The sequence below is a fragment of the Amycolatopsis sp. cmx-4-83 genome (genome assembly GCF_046548815.1).
In the GTDB taxonomy this organism is placed as follows: Bacteria; Actinomycetota; Actinomycetes; order Mycobacteriales; family Pseudonocardiaceae; genus Amycolatopsis; species Amycolatopsis pretoriensis_A.
Genome location: NZ_JAEBEF010000006.1, coordinates 64,077 through 76,929, shown reverse-complemented (window position 1 = coordinate 76,929; position 12,853 = coordinate 64,077). Strand labels below are relative to the sequence as shown.

Here is a 12,853-nt window from a genome sequence, read left to right as displayed (position 1 = left end):
TCAGCTCAAGCCGGCGTCGTGGACCAGGATCGCCACCTGGGTGCGGTTCGCCGCCGCGAGCTTGGCCATGATGCGTCCGATGTGGACTTTGATCGTCGACTCGCTCACCACGAGCGCCTTCGCGATCTCCGCGTTGCTCTGGCCGCGTCCGATGTGGACGGCGACGTCGTGCTCCCGCGGTGTCAGCACCGACAGCCGGGCCCTGGCCTGGACGCTCCCGCCGCCCGAGGCGAAGTCCGCGAGCAGGCGCTTGGTGATCTTCGGGGACAGCATCGCCTCGCCGCGGGCCGCCACCCGGACCGCCGTCACCAGCTCGCGGGGCGGGGTGTCCTTGAGCAGGAAGCCCGCCGCGCCGTGGCGCAGCGCCGTGTAAACGTACTCGTCGACGTCGAACGTCGTCAGCACGACCACCGCGGGCGCCGCCGGGTGGCCGGCCAGCCGCTTGACCACCTCGAGGCCGTCGACCTTCGGCATCTGGACGTCGGTGAGCACGACGTCCGGCCGGTGGCGGTCGGTCAGCTCGACCGCGCGCGAGCCGTCGGTGTCCTCGGCGACCACTTCGACGTCGTCGGCCGACTCGAGGATCATCCGGATGCCGCTGCGGACGAGTTCCTCGTCCTCCAGCAGCACGACCTTCACCGTCATCATGCTTCCCTTCCCACCGGGAACCGGGCCAGCACCCGGAACCGGCCGTCGCCCGCCGGGCCCGTCCGCAGGTCGCCGCCCGCCAGTTCCACCCGTTCCCGCATGCCGACCAGCCCGTAGCCGGACCCCGGGACGGCGCTGCCGTGCGGGGTGAGCCGGTTGGTCACCTCCACCGCGAGCCGGTCACCGGTGACGTCCAGCCGGACGTCGACCGCCGCGTGCGGCGCGTGCTTGCCCGCGTTGGTCAGCGCTTCCTGCACGACCCGGTAGACGGCGCGGCCGACCTGGTCCGGCACCACGGGCAGCGGGTCGGGCAGCGCCAGCTCGACCCGCGCACCGGTCGCGGTGACCTCTTCCACCAGGTCTTCCAGCGACGCGAGCACCCCGGCGCCCGGCACCTCGACGGCGTCGTCGCGCAGCACGCGCAGGATGTCCCGCAGCTCGTCGAGCGCGGACGCGCTGGTGGCCCGGATCGTCTCGGCGGCCTGCTCGGTCTTCTCGTCCGGCGCCCGCAGCGACAGCGCGCCGGCCTGCAGCGCGACGGCCGTCACGCGGTGGGCGACGACGTCGTGCATCTCCCGCGCGATCCGCCGCCGCTCGGCGAAGACCGCCTGGTCGGCCAGCAGTGTGCGGGTGCGCTCGGCTTCGTCGGCCCGCTCCCGCAGCACGGCCAGCAGGGCGGCGCGCTGGTGCATCCACAGGCCGGCCAGCGCCGGGCCGAGCACGAAGAAGCCCAGCACGAGCACCAGCAGAGTGAAGTTCGCCGGCGCCCGCAGCACCGGCACGACGTTCCCGGCGATCCCGGCGATGACGACCGCCAGCCCGGTCACGACGCTCACGCCGTACCGGACGGCGACCGAGTACTGCGCCACCATCAGCGGCAGCAGCGTCACCCCGGCCGGCATGCAGGCGACCGCGACCAGCAGCACCAGGAACGGCCAGCGCCGCCGCACGAGCAGCGCGAGCCCCGAGACGACCACCGCCGGCACGTAGAGCGCCGGGTGCGGGTCACGCGGGTCACCGCCGGCGAGGGTGACCGCGATGATGGCGGCGGCCACGGCGACGTCGAGCGCGAGCAGGAGGGCGCGCCCGTCCCACCACACCAGCGCTCGCCTCATCGTGCCCAGGTTAGGGCGCACGCGGTCAGCCGTCACGGCGAGGCAGGGTGAAGGTCACGACCGCGAGCCCCGCGGCCACCAGCCCCGCGAACACCCCGGTGCCCGAGGAAGCGGACAACGCGGTGCCGCTGAACGGCAAGGCGGTCATGGGCACGCCGCCGAGCGCGGCCAGCGCCGTCTCCGCGACGAACACCCACACCGCGAAGACCCCGATCGCCGGCCCGGTGTGCCGCAGCAGCCCGCCGAGCGCGACCCCGGCGAGTCCGGAAAGGACGGTCAGCAGCAGCACGCCCGCGACCGCCCTGCCTGCCGCCCCCGCGCCGGCAGGCAGGGCACCCCCACCGGTGAGCACCCCGGCGGCGGTCAGCACCGCCATCAGCACCCCGCCGCCCAACCCGAGCCCGGCGGTCACGAGCGCCCGCGCCCCGACGATCCGGGCCGGCGAGCGCAGCACGAGCTTGGTGGTGGCGAGGGTCCCGTGCTGGTGGTCGAGCCCGAACGCGGCCACCCCCACGGCGGCGACAAGCAAGGCGCCCACGCGGTCGGTGAGGCCGAACGCGGAGGTGAACGCGTCCAGCTGCCGAGGTCGCGTTCGAGCCCCCAGTAGAGCCCGGAGGCGAACTGAACGGCCCCGGCGCCGGCGAGCAGCAGCCACGTGGAGCGCAGGGACCGGACGCGGAACCATTCGTAGGCGAGGGCGTGCTTCACGACCCCACCCCCCGGTACCGCACGGCCGCCGCGGTCGCGGCCAGGAAGGCGTCCTCCAGGCCGCTGCGCCGCACGAACAGCTCGTGCACGGCCACCCCGGCACGCGCGGCGACCGCGGCCACCCGGCCGGTGTCCGCCGTCTCCACGACCAGTTCGCCCGCCGTCTCCTGCCTCACGCGCAGGCCGTCGCGGGCCAGCGCCACCAGCAGCGCGCTGGGCTGCGAGGCGCGCACCACGACATCGGCCCGCGCGTGTGCCCGCACGAACTCCTCCAGCGGCCCGGCCGAGACGAGCCGCCCCGCGCCGATCACGATCAGGTCCTCCGCGAGCAGGGACACCTCGGCGAGCAGGTGCGAAGACGCGAGGATCGTGCGGCCCTCCCCCGCCAACCCGCGCAGCAGATCCCGGATCCACCGCACTCCCTCCGGGTCCAGCCCGGTGGCCGGCTCGTCCAGGATCAGGTACTCCGGGTCGCCGAGCAGCGCCGTGGCCAGGCCGAGCCGCTGCTTCATGCCGAGGCTGAAGCGGCCGGCGGGCCGGTTCGCGGCCGACTCCAGCCCGACGGCCGCCAGCACCTCCCGGACCCGCCGGGCGGGCAGGCCGCCGCCCGCGGCGACCATCCGCAGGTGCGCGGCGGCCGTCCGCGCCGGGTGCACCGCGGCGGCGTCGGTGAGCACGCCGACCGTCCGCAGTGGACCGGGGACGTCCGCGTAAGCCCGCCCACCGAACGTGGTCCGGCCCGCGCCGCGGGTCAGGCCGAGCATCAGGCGGATGGTCGTCGACTTGCCGGCGCCGTTGGGGCCGAGGAAGCCGGTGACGACGCCGGGCCGCACGGTGAACGAAAGCCCGGAGACGCCGGTGCCGCCGCGGTAGGTCTTGGTCAGCCCCTCCGCGACGATCATCGGCGGGCCGGCAGGTAGGCGTCGCGCCGGCCGACCGCGAACCACAGCAGGCTGCCCAGGAACGGCGCGCAGAAGGCGAAGATCACCCAGACGAGCTTCATGCCGCCGGTCAGCCGCGAGCCGAGGATGCTGACGAGCGCGGACAGGAACAGCACGACGAAGGCCAGCACGACGGCGCCGGTCAGGCCGAGCAGGAGCCACGACCAGGTTTGTTCGTGGCCTTGGACCAAGTCGGCCGGGTGCATCGGTTCTCCTTGTGACGACGGGAAAGGCGACACGTCCATGATCGCTCTTCCCCGAGGCGCGCACATCGGGAGTCCGGAGGACCCGGGGTCATCAGAAAGTACTACTCCGGACCGGGCGCTTGTACGGCTCTTGTACGGCCACCCCCGACCATCGGCCGCACAAAGCGTTCTGGAGGACTCGTGAGAACTTCACTCAAGGCCGCGGTCGCCACCATCGGCCTGGCCACCGCACTCACCGGGCTGGCCGCCCCCGCCGCGCAGGCCGCGTCGGCCTACCCGGTTTCGACCACAGTGGACGGCCGGACCGTCAAGGACCCCGGCGTCGCCGTCGGTGCGCAGCGCATCGCGAACATGTACCCGGCGGGCACCTCGGTCACCCTGGCCTGCCAGGACACCGGCCCGGCCTACGGCGGCAGCAGCGTCTGGGACCTGACCACCGACGGCCTGTGGGTGCCCGACGCCTACGTCAAGACCGGCTCGACGTCGATGGTCGCGCCCCGGTGCACGACCCCGCACGCCTTCCCGGCCAAGGCCGACCTCGACGGCCGCGCGCACAAGGGTGACGCGGCCGGCGCGACGGGCAGCGTCGCCGACAAGTACCTCACCGGCGCTGCGGTGCCCGTGGTCTGCCAGGCCACCGCGTCGGACGAGATCTGGGACTTCACCGCCGACAACCTGTGGGTGCCCGACGCCTACGTCAAGACCGGCACCGACGGCTTCGTCGGCGGCGTCCCGCGCTGCGACACCGACGGCCTCAAGCCGGGCGGCTCGACGTCCGCCGCGGACCCGCGAGCCGACAGCGCGATCGCGTTCGCCAAGGCGCGGCTGGGCCACACCGACTGGAACAACCAGTGCGAGCTGTTTGTCGAACGCGCCTTCGGCACGAGCGGCCGGTTCGCCAGCGCCACGACGCACTACCAGTGGCAGAAGAGCAACGGCCGGATCCACACCGGCTCGGTCGCCCCGGCCGGCGCGGCGGTCTTCTTCACCAGCACCACCAGCAACGGGCACATCATGCTCGCGCTCGGCGGCGGGGTCGCGATCAGCACCGGCCCGTCGGTCTACCAGACGAGCACCTACGCGCAGCGCTCCGACTACCTCGGCTGGGCCTACGTCCCGTCGAGCTGGTGAACGGATACCGCCCATCCGGCGAAGGCTGTTGCTCTTCCACCTGTCCGGCACGACGATGAGCCGGGCACCGATCGGACTCTTGGGGGTCAGATGAAACTGCGCCATCGATGGACCAGGGCCGCGCTCGCCGCCGGCGTGCTCGCGGGCCTGCTCGCCGCTCCCCCCGCCGCGCTCGCCGCCGCGGGACCGACCACCCTCACCGCGAGCCAGTACACCTCGCGGCGAACTACAACCAGTTCGACACCGTGAACAACGCGCTGGTCTCGACGCTGGGCACGGCGGCCGTGCACACCGTGATGGAGAACGCGAACCACGACCGCACCGCCCTGCCGTCGTCGTTCTCCGTGTCCGGTCTGTCCGGCGGTTTCCGCTTCGACAGCGGCGACAACTCCGACTGCGCGAACTACCCGCAGGGCATCACCACCAGCCGGGACGCGGTCGGCACGGCCAACAGCGGCAACTACGACGGCCACCAGCTCGTGCTGGTCAGCTGGTACACCAAGGACGGCTGCGACGGCGCCCAGCAGCGCAGCCGCATCACGCTGGTCGACTGGGACGCCACCTACCCGAACGCCTACCGCAAGGTCCTGCTGGTCGAGCCGACCGGGACCGCGGCGGCGCCGGACTTCAAGGACATCCCGATCCACGCGGGCGGCGTCTCCTGGTACGGCGACTACCTCTACGTCGCCGACACCGGGAAGGGCATGCGCGTGTTCGACATGCGCAAGATCCTCAAGACGAACACCGGCGGGACCGCCGACCAGATCGGGCACCAGAGCGGCAGCACGTACTACGCGCACAACTACGCCTACGTCCTGCCGCAGGTGGGGTCGATCACGTCGAAGACGACGTCGGGCACGAACCTCGCGTGGTCGTCGATCTCGCTCGACCGGGTCAGCAAGTCGATCGTGATGACCGAGTACACCTGCCCGTCGGGCTGCACGGACTACCCGAACCGGGCGCCGCGGGCGATCCGCTACCCGTTCGCCTCCTCCGGCGTGTTCGCCGCCACGACGACGGCGAGCCAGGCGCTGCAGCTGCCCTGGTACAAGCTCAACGGCGTCGCGTCGCACAACGGCCGCTGGTGGTTCAACTCCTCCGGCCAGAAGCAGCTCTACTACTGGAAGCCGGGCGCGAGCTCCTCGACGTTCGCGTGGGTGGGCAGCGGCGAGAGCATCTCCTACTGGGAGGACGACACCGCCGCGGACCTGCTGTGGTCGCTGCAGGAGGGCGCGGGCAACCGCAACGTCTTCGCGGTCACCCAGGCCACCTACGGCGGTGGCTGAGGTAGCCTGACCACATCGGACGATTCGGACAGCACAGCGACCCGAGGCGGTACCGCCGCCTCGGGTCGCTGCTTGCCGTCCTGTTGTTCCTCGGCGGCGCCCCGGCGGTCCAGCCGTGGGCACCGGCCCCGCACGGCCCGGCGGTGGCCACCGCGCCTTCGCACGACCTGATCTCGGTCCGCCCGGCCGTCCCGCGCGGGCCGGCCACCACCCCGGTCCCGTCGGCGATCGCCCCGGCCCCGGCCGGCGTCGCGCCCGCCCCGAAGTGGTGGCGCGCCGAACTCCCCGGCGAGGCACTCCGGGCGACCGCGCTCCCGACCTCGCGCACCACCCGCGCCCCGCCGTCCTTCGCGAGCTGAACCCCTCACACGACGCCCCGTTCGGCGTCGTGCTCACTGCTGCGCGAAGGAAACCCCATGTCCGTTGTCGTGTTGACCCTGCTCGCCGCCACCGCCGCGGCCGCCGCCGGCCTGCTGTGGAAGATGTACCGGGCCGACGAGCCCCTACTCGGCGGGCTCGCCATCTGCCTGCTGGTCGGCCCCGGAACGGTGCTCGCGTTCCTGCACGTGGGCCTGGCCGCCTAGCGTCGCGTCCACGTCCGGTAAGGCACCCCAATGTGGCGTTGGGTGCGTTGAACGCACCGAACGCCACATTGGGGTTGTTTCATCGTGGTTGTGGCTGGTCGCGGTGGTGAACACGCGGTGTTTCGGTGACCTGGCAAGAAGTGCCGACCGGACCGGGGTGGCCTTGCCGCGACAGACCCTGACCATGGTCGCCGAGTTGATCCGCCTTCACCGAGGTCGGCTGCGCTCACGCTGGCGCAAAGCCACCCCCGCCGGACAGGCGCTGGTCGTGGTGGCCGTGCTGCGTCACGACCCGCGCCTGGCCGACCTCGGCGGCGGGACGGGTGTGTCGGCCTCCACGATGCGGCGCTGGGTCCTGAAAGTCATCGCCCTGCTCGCCGCCCGGTGCGGCCAGGCCGCACTGCCGACATCACCGCCGCCCGCCGGCTGCGGATCCGGGAACGTCTCCACACCCGAGGCCTGACCCCGGCCGGCAAAAAGACATCCGCACCACCCGCAATTGCGGTATCTGCGCTGGAGCCTGTGAGCAGATCGTGCTCACTCCCTATGAAGCCGAAGCCCGCCGGCCGCTGACGAAGGCCCAGCAGCAGGCGAAGGCGGCGTTTGTCCCGGACAACCTCCGGATGGCACCGGGGCAGGCCAACCCGGCCTGACCAGTGTTCGACCCGGCCGTCGGACAAGCAGCGACGCGCGAACCTAGCCCAGGTCCGGCGCCGGGCGGAGCTCGATCGTCGTTCCGGGCTCGTGCAGCTCGAGGACGACGATCGAGTTCGTACCCTTCCGCCACAACGGCTTCGGTGCGTACAAGGTCCGCTGCGGCCCGATCTTCCAATAGCGGCCGAGGTTGAAGCCGTTGAGCCACACCACGCCCTTCTCCCAGCCGGGCAGGGCGACGAAGCCGTCTTCGGGGGCCGTGATGTCGGTCGTGAAGCGGTGGAACGCCGGACCCGCGGCGCTGCCGGAGCCGAAGCGCAAGCCCGACAGGTCGTCGAGCGGGAGCGGGCGGATCTCCCAGCCGAACAGCTTCTGCTGGGTGCTCATCGCGACCCAGCCGTCGATGCCCTTCCGGTCGGCGAGGTAGGGGCCGTAGTTCACCCGGCCCATCGCGTCGACCAGGATGTCCAGCCTGGTCGACGGCTTCGTCAGCTTCAGGTCCAGCGTGCCCGCCGGCCGGTTGCGGTCCAGCACGCCCAGCGGCGAGCCGTCGGCGAAGACCAGTGCCCGGTCGGCCAGGCCGTGGATGCTCAGCGGGCCGGAATGCGGGCCCTGGACCGTGGTGCGGTAGTGGATCAGGCCGGTCGCCTGCCCGAGGCGTTCCATCGGCACCGGCTGCGCGAACCGCACCGGTTTCGCCAGCGCGTCCAGGGAGTCCAGCAGCGGCACCGCGCCCGACGCCGTCAGGGTCCGCGCCGCCAGCCGGGCGGACGGTCCGGGCGCCGACGCGACGACGCCGGTGTACTTCGTCAGCACGGGCCGCAGCGCGGTGAACTTGGCGCCGAGGTCGCCCGCTTCGCCGACCGGTGAGTCGTAGTCGTAGCTGGTCACGGTCGGCTGGTAGGTGGTGCCCGAGGTGTTGGCCCCGGCGGTGAACCCGAAGTTCGTGCCGCCGCAGGCCATGTAGAGGTTCACCGACGCGCCGGTGGCCAGCAGGGCGTCCACAGAGGACGCCATCCGCGCGGCGTCGCGCGTGTTGTGCTGCTCGCCCCAGTGGTCGAACCAGCCGTCCCAGTACTCCGCCATCAGTGCCGGCTTACCCGGCTGGAACGCCTTGAGCGCGGCCAGGCCGGACACGGGATCGCCGTCGCCGGTGCCGGCCTCGAAGGTGCCCGGCAGGGAACCGAAGCGCAGGAAGAAGTCCGACGCGCCGTCCGCGGCGAACAGCAGGCTCGTCATCCCCCGGCTCCGCAAGCCGTCGCGCAGGTGGGCGAGGTAGCTCGTGTCGTTGCCGTAGCTGCCGTACTCGTTCTCGATCTGGACGGCGACGATCGGGCCGCCGTGCTGGGCTTCCAGGGGCGCGAGCCGCGGGATCAGCTGGTCGTACCAGGCGTCGACGGCCTCGAGGTACGCCGGATCCGCGCAGCGCAGCTCCAGGTCCCGGTCGGCCAGCAGCCACGCCGGGAGCCCGCCGAACTCCCACTCCGCGCAGATATACGGGCTCGGCCGCACGATCACCGGGAACCCGAGCTCCCGCGCGAGCCGGAGGAACGCGGGCAGGTCGCGCCACCCGCCGAAGTCGGCGCGACCCGGCTTCGGCTGGTGGAAGTTCCACGGCACGTACGTCTCGACGGTGTTGAGCCCCAGCGCCTTCAGCCGCAGGAGCCGGTCGCGCCACTGGTCCGGGTGGATCCGGAAGTAGTGGATCGCCCCCGACACGATCTGGAACGGCTTCCCGTCCAGCAGGAACTCTTCGCCGGACACGCTCAGGCCGCGCCGTCCCGCCGCGGCCGCCGGACCGGCCAGCACCGCGCCTGCCGTGATCGCCGCCGCGCCGCCGAGGAAGCTCCGCCTGCTCACCGCGTTCACGCCTGCCCCCGCAGCTTGACCAGAAGAGCATCGAGGACACCGTCGCCGACGAGGGCCTGCCGCACGCCCCACCGGTTGGTGTCGCCGGTCTTGACCGCCGTGGCTCGTGTGACGAGGTCGTCGGCGGCCGCCGTCAGCCGGTCGGCCGCCGCCTGGTCGCCGCGGGTGGCGGCGGCCAGCGCGTCGAGCCGGGTGACCAGCGCGCCGCCCCACAGCGCGGTCGCGTCCAGCCACGGTCCGGCCTCGGCGACGAACGCGCTCCGCACCCGGCCGCCGCGGATCACCCCGGCGGCGTCGCGGACGCGGACCGCGTACGCCCGGAGTTCGGCCAGGGCCCGGTGGTCCCCCGCGTTCCAGTGCCGCCAGAAGTCCGCGGCCTTCGCGGCCAGAACCGGCGCCTGCGGCTGCCACGGCGTCGGGCCGAACGTCGGGGCCAGGTGTTCGAGGTCGGCGAACACGGTCAACGCCGCCGTGGCCCGCGGGTCACCCCCGGCGAGCCGGGCCAGTGCCTGCGGCCACGACCGTTGCGGCGAGTAGCCGGCGTCGTTCCACGCGAAGTCCGCGGCACCGAATTCGGCGACCTCGCTGGCGGCCTCCTGGTTCATCGGGTTGGCGACGATCCCGTTGAGGTAGGCCGAGAGCCCGGCTTCCCGTTGCGCGTAGGGCGCGAGCAGCAGCCGTCCGGCCGACTGCTCGTAGTCGTTGACCGGGTAATTGTCCCAGAGGAACACCTTGCGACCGTACACAGTGGACACCTGCGCGGCTTCGGCCGTGGTGACGCTCGGCGGCACGACGTCGGTCCCGGTCCACTGCACGACGACCGAAGGATCGAGGTGCTCGCGCAGTTCGGTCTTGTACGGCGAATCCTTCAGGTCGCTGTACTCGGTCGGCACGGTCTGCAGCGGCCGGACGCCCTGGTGGGTCTGGCCGAACTCCTCGGTGATCGCGTTGAGCAGCGAGACCTGCGCCGCGCCCGCGGCGGCCTGGCCGGGCGCTCCGAACGCCGTCTGGTCGGCGGCGCAGTTCCACTTCGTGTACGAGATGTCGTCGAACGGCAGCGAAAACGAGCGCACGCCGAGGTCGTAGACCGCCTGGAACTTCGCTTCGACCGCGGCGACGTCGGCCGCCGAGGAGAAGCAGATCGAGACGCCGGGCGAGAGCGCGTAGGTGAATTCGACGTGGTGGGCGCCGGCCGAGCGCACCAGCTGCCCGAGCGTGGCCAGCTCGTCGGCCGGGTACGGGTCGCGCCACCGCGCGCGCAGGTAGGTGTCGTCCTTGGCACTGTAGATGTAGGTGTTCGCCTTGACCTCGCCGAGGAAGGCGAGCCGGCGCAGCCGGTCCGCGGTCGTCCACGGCGGACCGTAGAAGCCCTCGATCGACCCGCGCAGCGCCATGTCCGGCCAATCGCGCACGGCCGCGCCGGCGATCGCCCAGCCGTGTCCGCTCCGGACGAACAGCTGCCGCAGCGTCTGCACGCCGTAGTACTGCCCGGCGCCGTCACGGCCGCCGATCGTGATCCCGGTGCGGGACACGCTGAGCGCGTACCCCTCGGCCTGCCCGGGAACGTCGCGACCGGTGCTGCCGAGCCGGACGACCAGGCCGCGGCTTCCGGTCTTGACGCCGTGGTCGCGCAGCAGCGAGGTCAGCAGGTCTTTCGCTGCCGGGTCGGTGGTGGCGTCGGTGACGAGCGCGACCGACGACGGCAGCGGCACGTCCGCGGCGGTCCGCTCGATCTGCTGCGGGGCCGGGGAAACGACCGGAAGCGCACCCCCGGCGGCGGCGGGTCCCGCCGCGGTGAGGGTGGCGGCCACCGTGACGACGGCGGCGAACAGGGCTCGGTGGCGGATCATGGCTCCCTTTCAGGCGGCGGTGCGGTACAACGCGAAGGTGGCCAGGTACGGCGTGGCGCGGGACTGCGTGACGACGACGCGCAGGTGCGCGGCGGTCACCGGCGCGGGCAGGGTGATCAGCCGGGTGAAGCCGATGGTCGACACGGTGGCGAGGGTCCGCCAGGCGCCGTCGACCTCGGCCTGCACCTGCGCGCCTTCCACGTGCTGGCCGCGCGTGATGTCCTCGCCGAGGCGGATCTGGTCGAACGTGACCGGCCGGGGCAGCCGGACGTCGAGCGGGCGGTCCAGCCGTTCCGCTGTCGTCAGCGCCGAGTCCGTGACCGCTGCCGGGCCGCCCGCGGCGAGGTTGCGGGCCTGCGTCCGGGCGATCGCCTGCCCGAAGCCGGCCAGCGCGGCGGTGTCGGCGGGCGCGATCCGGCCGTCCGGGCCGGGCGGGACGTTGAGCAGCAGCGACGAGTTCCGCCCGACGGTCCGGCGGTAGAGCTCGACCAGCTGTGCGGCGGTCTTCGCCTGTTCACCGGAGTGGAAGAACCAGCCCGGCCGGAGGGAGACGTCGGATTCGGCGGGCGCCCACTGCAGGTACCGCACCGACGGGTCGGCCAGCTTCTGCCGCGAGCCGAGGTCTTCGGCGGTCGCGCCGCCGAGGAACAGCTCTTCGTTGTGCGCGGTCGCCGGGTCGCCGGTGGTGGGCAGCGGGCTCCACTCGGTTTCGCGCGCCTGCCCGGCCTCGTTGCCGACCCAGCGCACCCCCGCGGGCCCGGCGAAGGTGACGGTGTCCGGGGACAGCGCGTGGACCAGCCGGAACCACGTCGTGAAGTCGTAGGTCTCGCTGACGCCGTGGTCGCGCCACGGGTTCGCGCCGTCCAGCCACAGTTCGTCGATGGGGCCGTACTGGGTGAACAGCTCGTAGATCTGGTTGAGGTAGTAGGCGTTGTAGTCGTCCTCGTCGACGGTGAACCGCGGCAGCTTCCCGGCGGCGAGCGCGGCGGCGCGGTCGTCGTGCGGGACGAGCGCCGGGATGGTCCGGCGGGTGACCGCGCTGCCCGTCCCGTACCGGCTCTGGCCCTGCGGCGCGCTCGCCCGGTCCTCGTAGGTCGCCTGCTCCTCGATGCTCAACGGCTGCCCGGCGGCGACCTTCGCTTCGATCCGCGTCACCTCGTCGGCGAAGAACCGCTTCGGCAGTTCGGCTCCATCGGCGGGCGACAGGTAGACGCCCACCTCGAGACCGGCCGCACGGGCCGAATCGACGTAGTCGCGCAGGACGTCACCACGCGGGTTGGCGCAGGCCGTGTTCCGCGTCTGCCAGTACGCGGACGGGTCCTGGGCACGGTTCGCTTCGGCCGTGTCCCGGGCCGGGTCGGCGCAGCCGGGCGTCAGCCACCACGGGCTCGCGACGACGGAGTGGTTCGTGTAGCGCGTCGGGTAGAGCACGAAACCGTCGTGGTGCTTCGCCGTGAGCATCACCTGCGTGACGCCGGCGGCCTTGAGCGAGCGCATCCACTGCGCGGTGTCGACGGCCGTCGGCGCGAAGGTGGACTCCCGCTCCGCGCCGGAACCCCATTCGCGGTCGGTGAAGGTGTTCATCCCGAAGTGGGTGAACGCGGTGACCGGCCGCTGCTGCCAGGCGAGCTGACCTTTCCGCGGCACGACGGCGGCGGCCTTGGCGAGGATCCGGGCCGGGCTGTCGCAGGATTGCACGCTCATGATGGCCGCGGGCCGGATCGGCCCGGTGCACCCCTCGGCCGCGGAGGCCGAAGAAAACGCTGGTAGCGCGGCCGAAACGGTGATGACGGCGGCGAAGACGAGACCGCGGAGCGGCATGGTGCTCCCTCGTGACGGACCGCGGCCACGAACCCGGCGG

General features: G+C 72.7%; 14 protein-coding genes. 6 read left to right on the top strand and 8 right to left on the bottom strand.

What is annotated here, in order from left to right; genetic code table 11:
- The 5 genes from ACLJQM_RS19325 to ACLJQM_RS19305 form a co-directional block, all read right to left on the bottom strand.
- Entirely contained in the window at positions 1-645 is a 645-nt protein-coding gene (locus tag ACLJQM_RS19325) for a response regulator (RefSeq protein WP_247023814.1), read from the bottom strand.
- Positions 645-1,763 carry a sensor histidine kinase gene (locus ACLJQM_RS19320; protein ID WP_410632244.1) on the bottom strand — a complete coding sequence of 373 codons (1,119 nt, stop codon included), beginning with the start codon at positions 1,761-1,763 and terminating at the stop codon, positions 645-647. The genes ACLJQM_RS19325 and ACLJQM_RS19320 overlap by 1 nt, the downstream gene beginning before the upstream one ends.
- A gap of 25 nt (positions 1,764-1,788) precedes the next feature.
- Positions 1,789-2,301 (bottom strand): hypothetical protein, encoded by a 513-nt coding sequence (locus ACLJQM_RS19315; RefSeq protein WP_410632243.1) that lies wholly within the window; start codon positions 2,299-2,301, stop codon positions 1,789-1,791.
- A gap of 166 nt (positions 2,302-2,467) precedes the next feature.
- Positions 2,468-3,373, bottom strand: coding sequence for an ABC transporter ATP-binding protein (locus ACLJQM_RS19310; RefSeq protein ID WP_410632242.1), 906 nt, complete (start codon positions 3,371-3,373; stop codon positions 2,468-2,470).
- Complete coding sequence (locus ACLJQM_RS19305; protein WP_247023818.1) at positions 3,370-3,618, bottom strand: PLD nuclease N-terminal domain-containing protein; 249 nt, start codon at positions 3,616-3,618, stop codon at positions 3,370-3,372. Before ACLJQM_RS19305 ends, ACLJQM_RS19310 begins: the two co-directional genes overlap by 4 nt.
- 180 nt (positions 3,619-3,798) lie before the next feature.
- Between ACLJQM_RS19305 and ACLJQM_RS19300 the strand changes: the two genes are divergently transcribed.
- The 6 genes from ACLJQM_RS19300 (at position 3,799) to ACLJQM_RS19275 (ending at position 7,082) form a co-directional block, all read left to right on the top strand.
- The gene (locus tag ACLJQM_RS19300; RefSeq protein ID WP_410632241.1) at positions 3,799-4,749 is read left to right on the top strand and encodes a hypothetical protein; all 951 of its coding nucleotides are present in this window, start codon (positions 3,799-3,801) and stop codon (positions 4,747-4,749) included.
- Positions 4,750-4,839: 90 nt separating this feature from the next.
- Complete coding sequence (locus ACLJQM_RS19295) at positions 4,840-4,998, top strand: hypothetical protein (RefSeq protein WP_410632240.1); 159 nt, start codon at positions 4,840-4,842, stop codon at positions 4,996-4,998.
- Complete coding sequence (locus ACLJQM_RS19290) at positions 4,995-6,035, top strand: hypothetical protein (RefSeq protein WP_410632239.1); 1,041 nt, start codon at positions 4,995-4,997, stop codon at positions 6,033-6,035. Before ACLJQM_RS19295 ends, ACLJQM_RS19290 begins: the two co-directional genes overlap by 4 nt.
- Positions 6,036-6,178: 143 nt before the next feature.
- Positions 6,179-6,394 carry a hypothetical protein gene (locus ACLJQM_RS19285; protein WP_410632238.1) on the top strand — a complete coding sequence of 72 codons (216 nt, stop codon included), beginning with the start codon at positions 6,179-6,181 and terminating at the stop codon, positions 6,392-6,394.
- Positions 6,395-6,451: 57 nt separating this feature from the next.
- The gene (locus ACLJQM_RS19280; RefSeq protein ID WP_247023822.1) at positions 6,452-6,619 is read left to right on the top strand and encodes a hypothetical protein; all 168 of its coding nucleotides are present in this window, start codon (positions 6,452-6,454) and stop codon (positions 6,617-6,619) included.
- A gap of 88 nt (positions 6,620-6,707) precedes the next feature.
- Positions 6,708-7,082 carry a hypothetical protein gene (locus ACLJQM_RS19275; RefSeq protein ID WP_410632237.1) on the top strand — a complete coding sequence of 125 codons (375 nt, stop codon included), beginning with the start codon at positions 6,708-6,710 and terminating at the stop codon, positions 7,080-7,082.
- A gap of 233 nt (positions 7,083-7,315) precedes the next feature.
- Here ACLJQM_RS19275 and ACLJQM_RS19270 read toward each other — a convergent pair whose 3' ends face one another.
- The 3 genes from ACLJQM_RS19270 to ACLJQM_RS19260 are packed head-to-tail and all read right to left on the bottom strand — an operon-like array spanning position 7,316 to position 12,813.
- Positions 7,316-9,133 (bottom strand): glycoside hydrolase family 35 protein, encoded by a 1,818-nt coding sequence (locus ACLJQM_RS19270; protein WP_410632236.1) that lies wholly within the window; start codon positions 9,131-9,133, stop codon positions 7,316-7,318.
- Between the two features lie 5 nt (positions 9,134-9,138).
- On the bottom strand, positions 9,139-10,992 hold the full coding sequence (locus tag ACLJQM_RS19265) for a beta-N-acetylglucosaminidase domain-containing protein (RefSeq protein ID WP_410632235.1): 1,854 nt from the start codon (positions 10,990-10,992) through the stop codon (positions 9,139-9,141).
- 9 nt (positions 10,993-11,001) lie between these two features.
- Positions 11,002-12,813, bottom strand: coding sequence for an alpha-L-fucosidase (locus ACLJQM_RS19260; RefSeq protein WP_410632234.1), 1,812 nt, complete (start codon positions 12,811-12,813; stop codon positions 11,002-11,004).
- Positions 12,814-12,853: the final 40 nt, after the last annotated feature.

Coding starts and splice junctions, on each gene's coding strand:
- ACLJQM_RS19325 (WP_247023814.1), bottom strand. CDS start 645: ATGACGGTGAAGGTCGTGCTGCTGGAGGACGAGGAACTCGTCCGCAGC.
- ACLJQM_RS19320 (WP_410632244.1), bottom strand. CDS start 1,763: ATGAGGCGAGCGCTGGTGTGGTGGGACGGGCGCGCCCTCCTGCTCGCG.
- ACLJQM_RS19310 (WP_410632242.1), bottom strand. CDS start 3,373: ATGATCGTCGCGGAGGGGCTGACCAAGACCTACCGCGGCGGCACCGGC.
- ACLJQM_RS19305 (WP_247023818.1), bottom strand. CDS start 3,618: ATGCACCCGGCCGACTTGGTCCAAGGCCACGAACAAACCTGGTCGTGG.
- ACLJQM_RS19295 (WP_410632240.1), top strand. CDS start 4,840: ATGAAACTGCGCCATCGATGGACCAGGGCCGCGCTCGCCGCCGGCGTG.
- ACLJQM_RS19280 (WP_247023822.1), top strand. CDS start 6,452: ATGTCCGTTGTCGTGTTGACCCTGCTCGCCGCCACCGCCGCGGCCGCC.
- ACLJQM_RS19265 (WP_410632235.1), bottom strand. CDS start 10,992: ATGATCCGCCACCGAGCCCTGTTCGCCGCCGTCGTCACGGTGGCCGCC.
- ACLJQM_RS19260 (WP_410632234.1), bottom strand. CDS start 12,813: ATGCCGCTCCGCGGTCTCGTCTTCGCCGCCGTCATCACCGTTTCGGCC.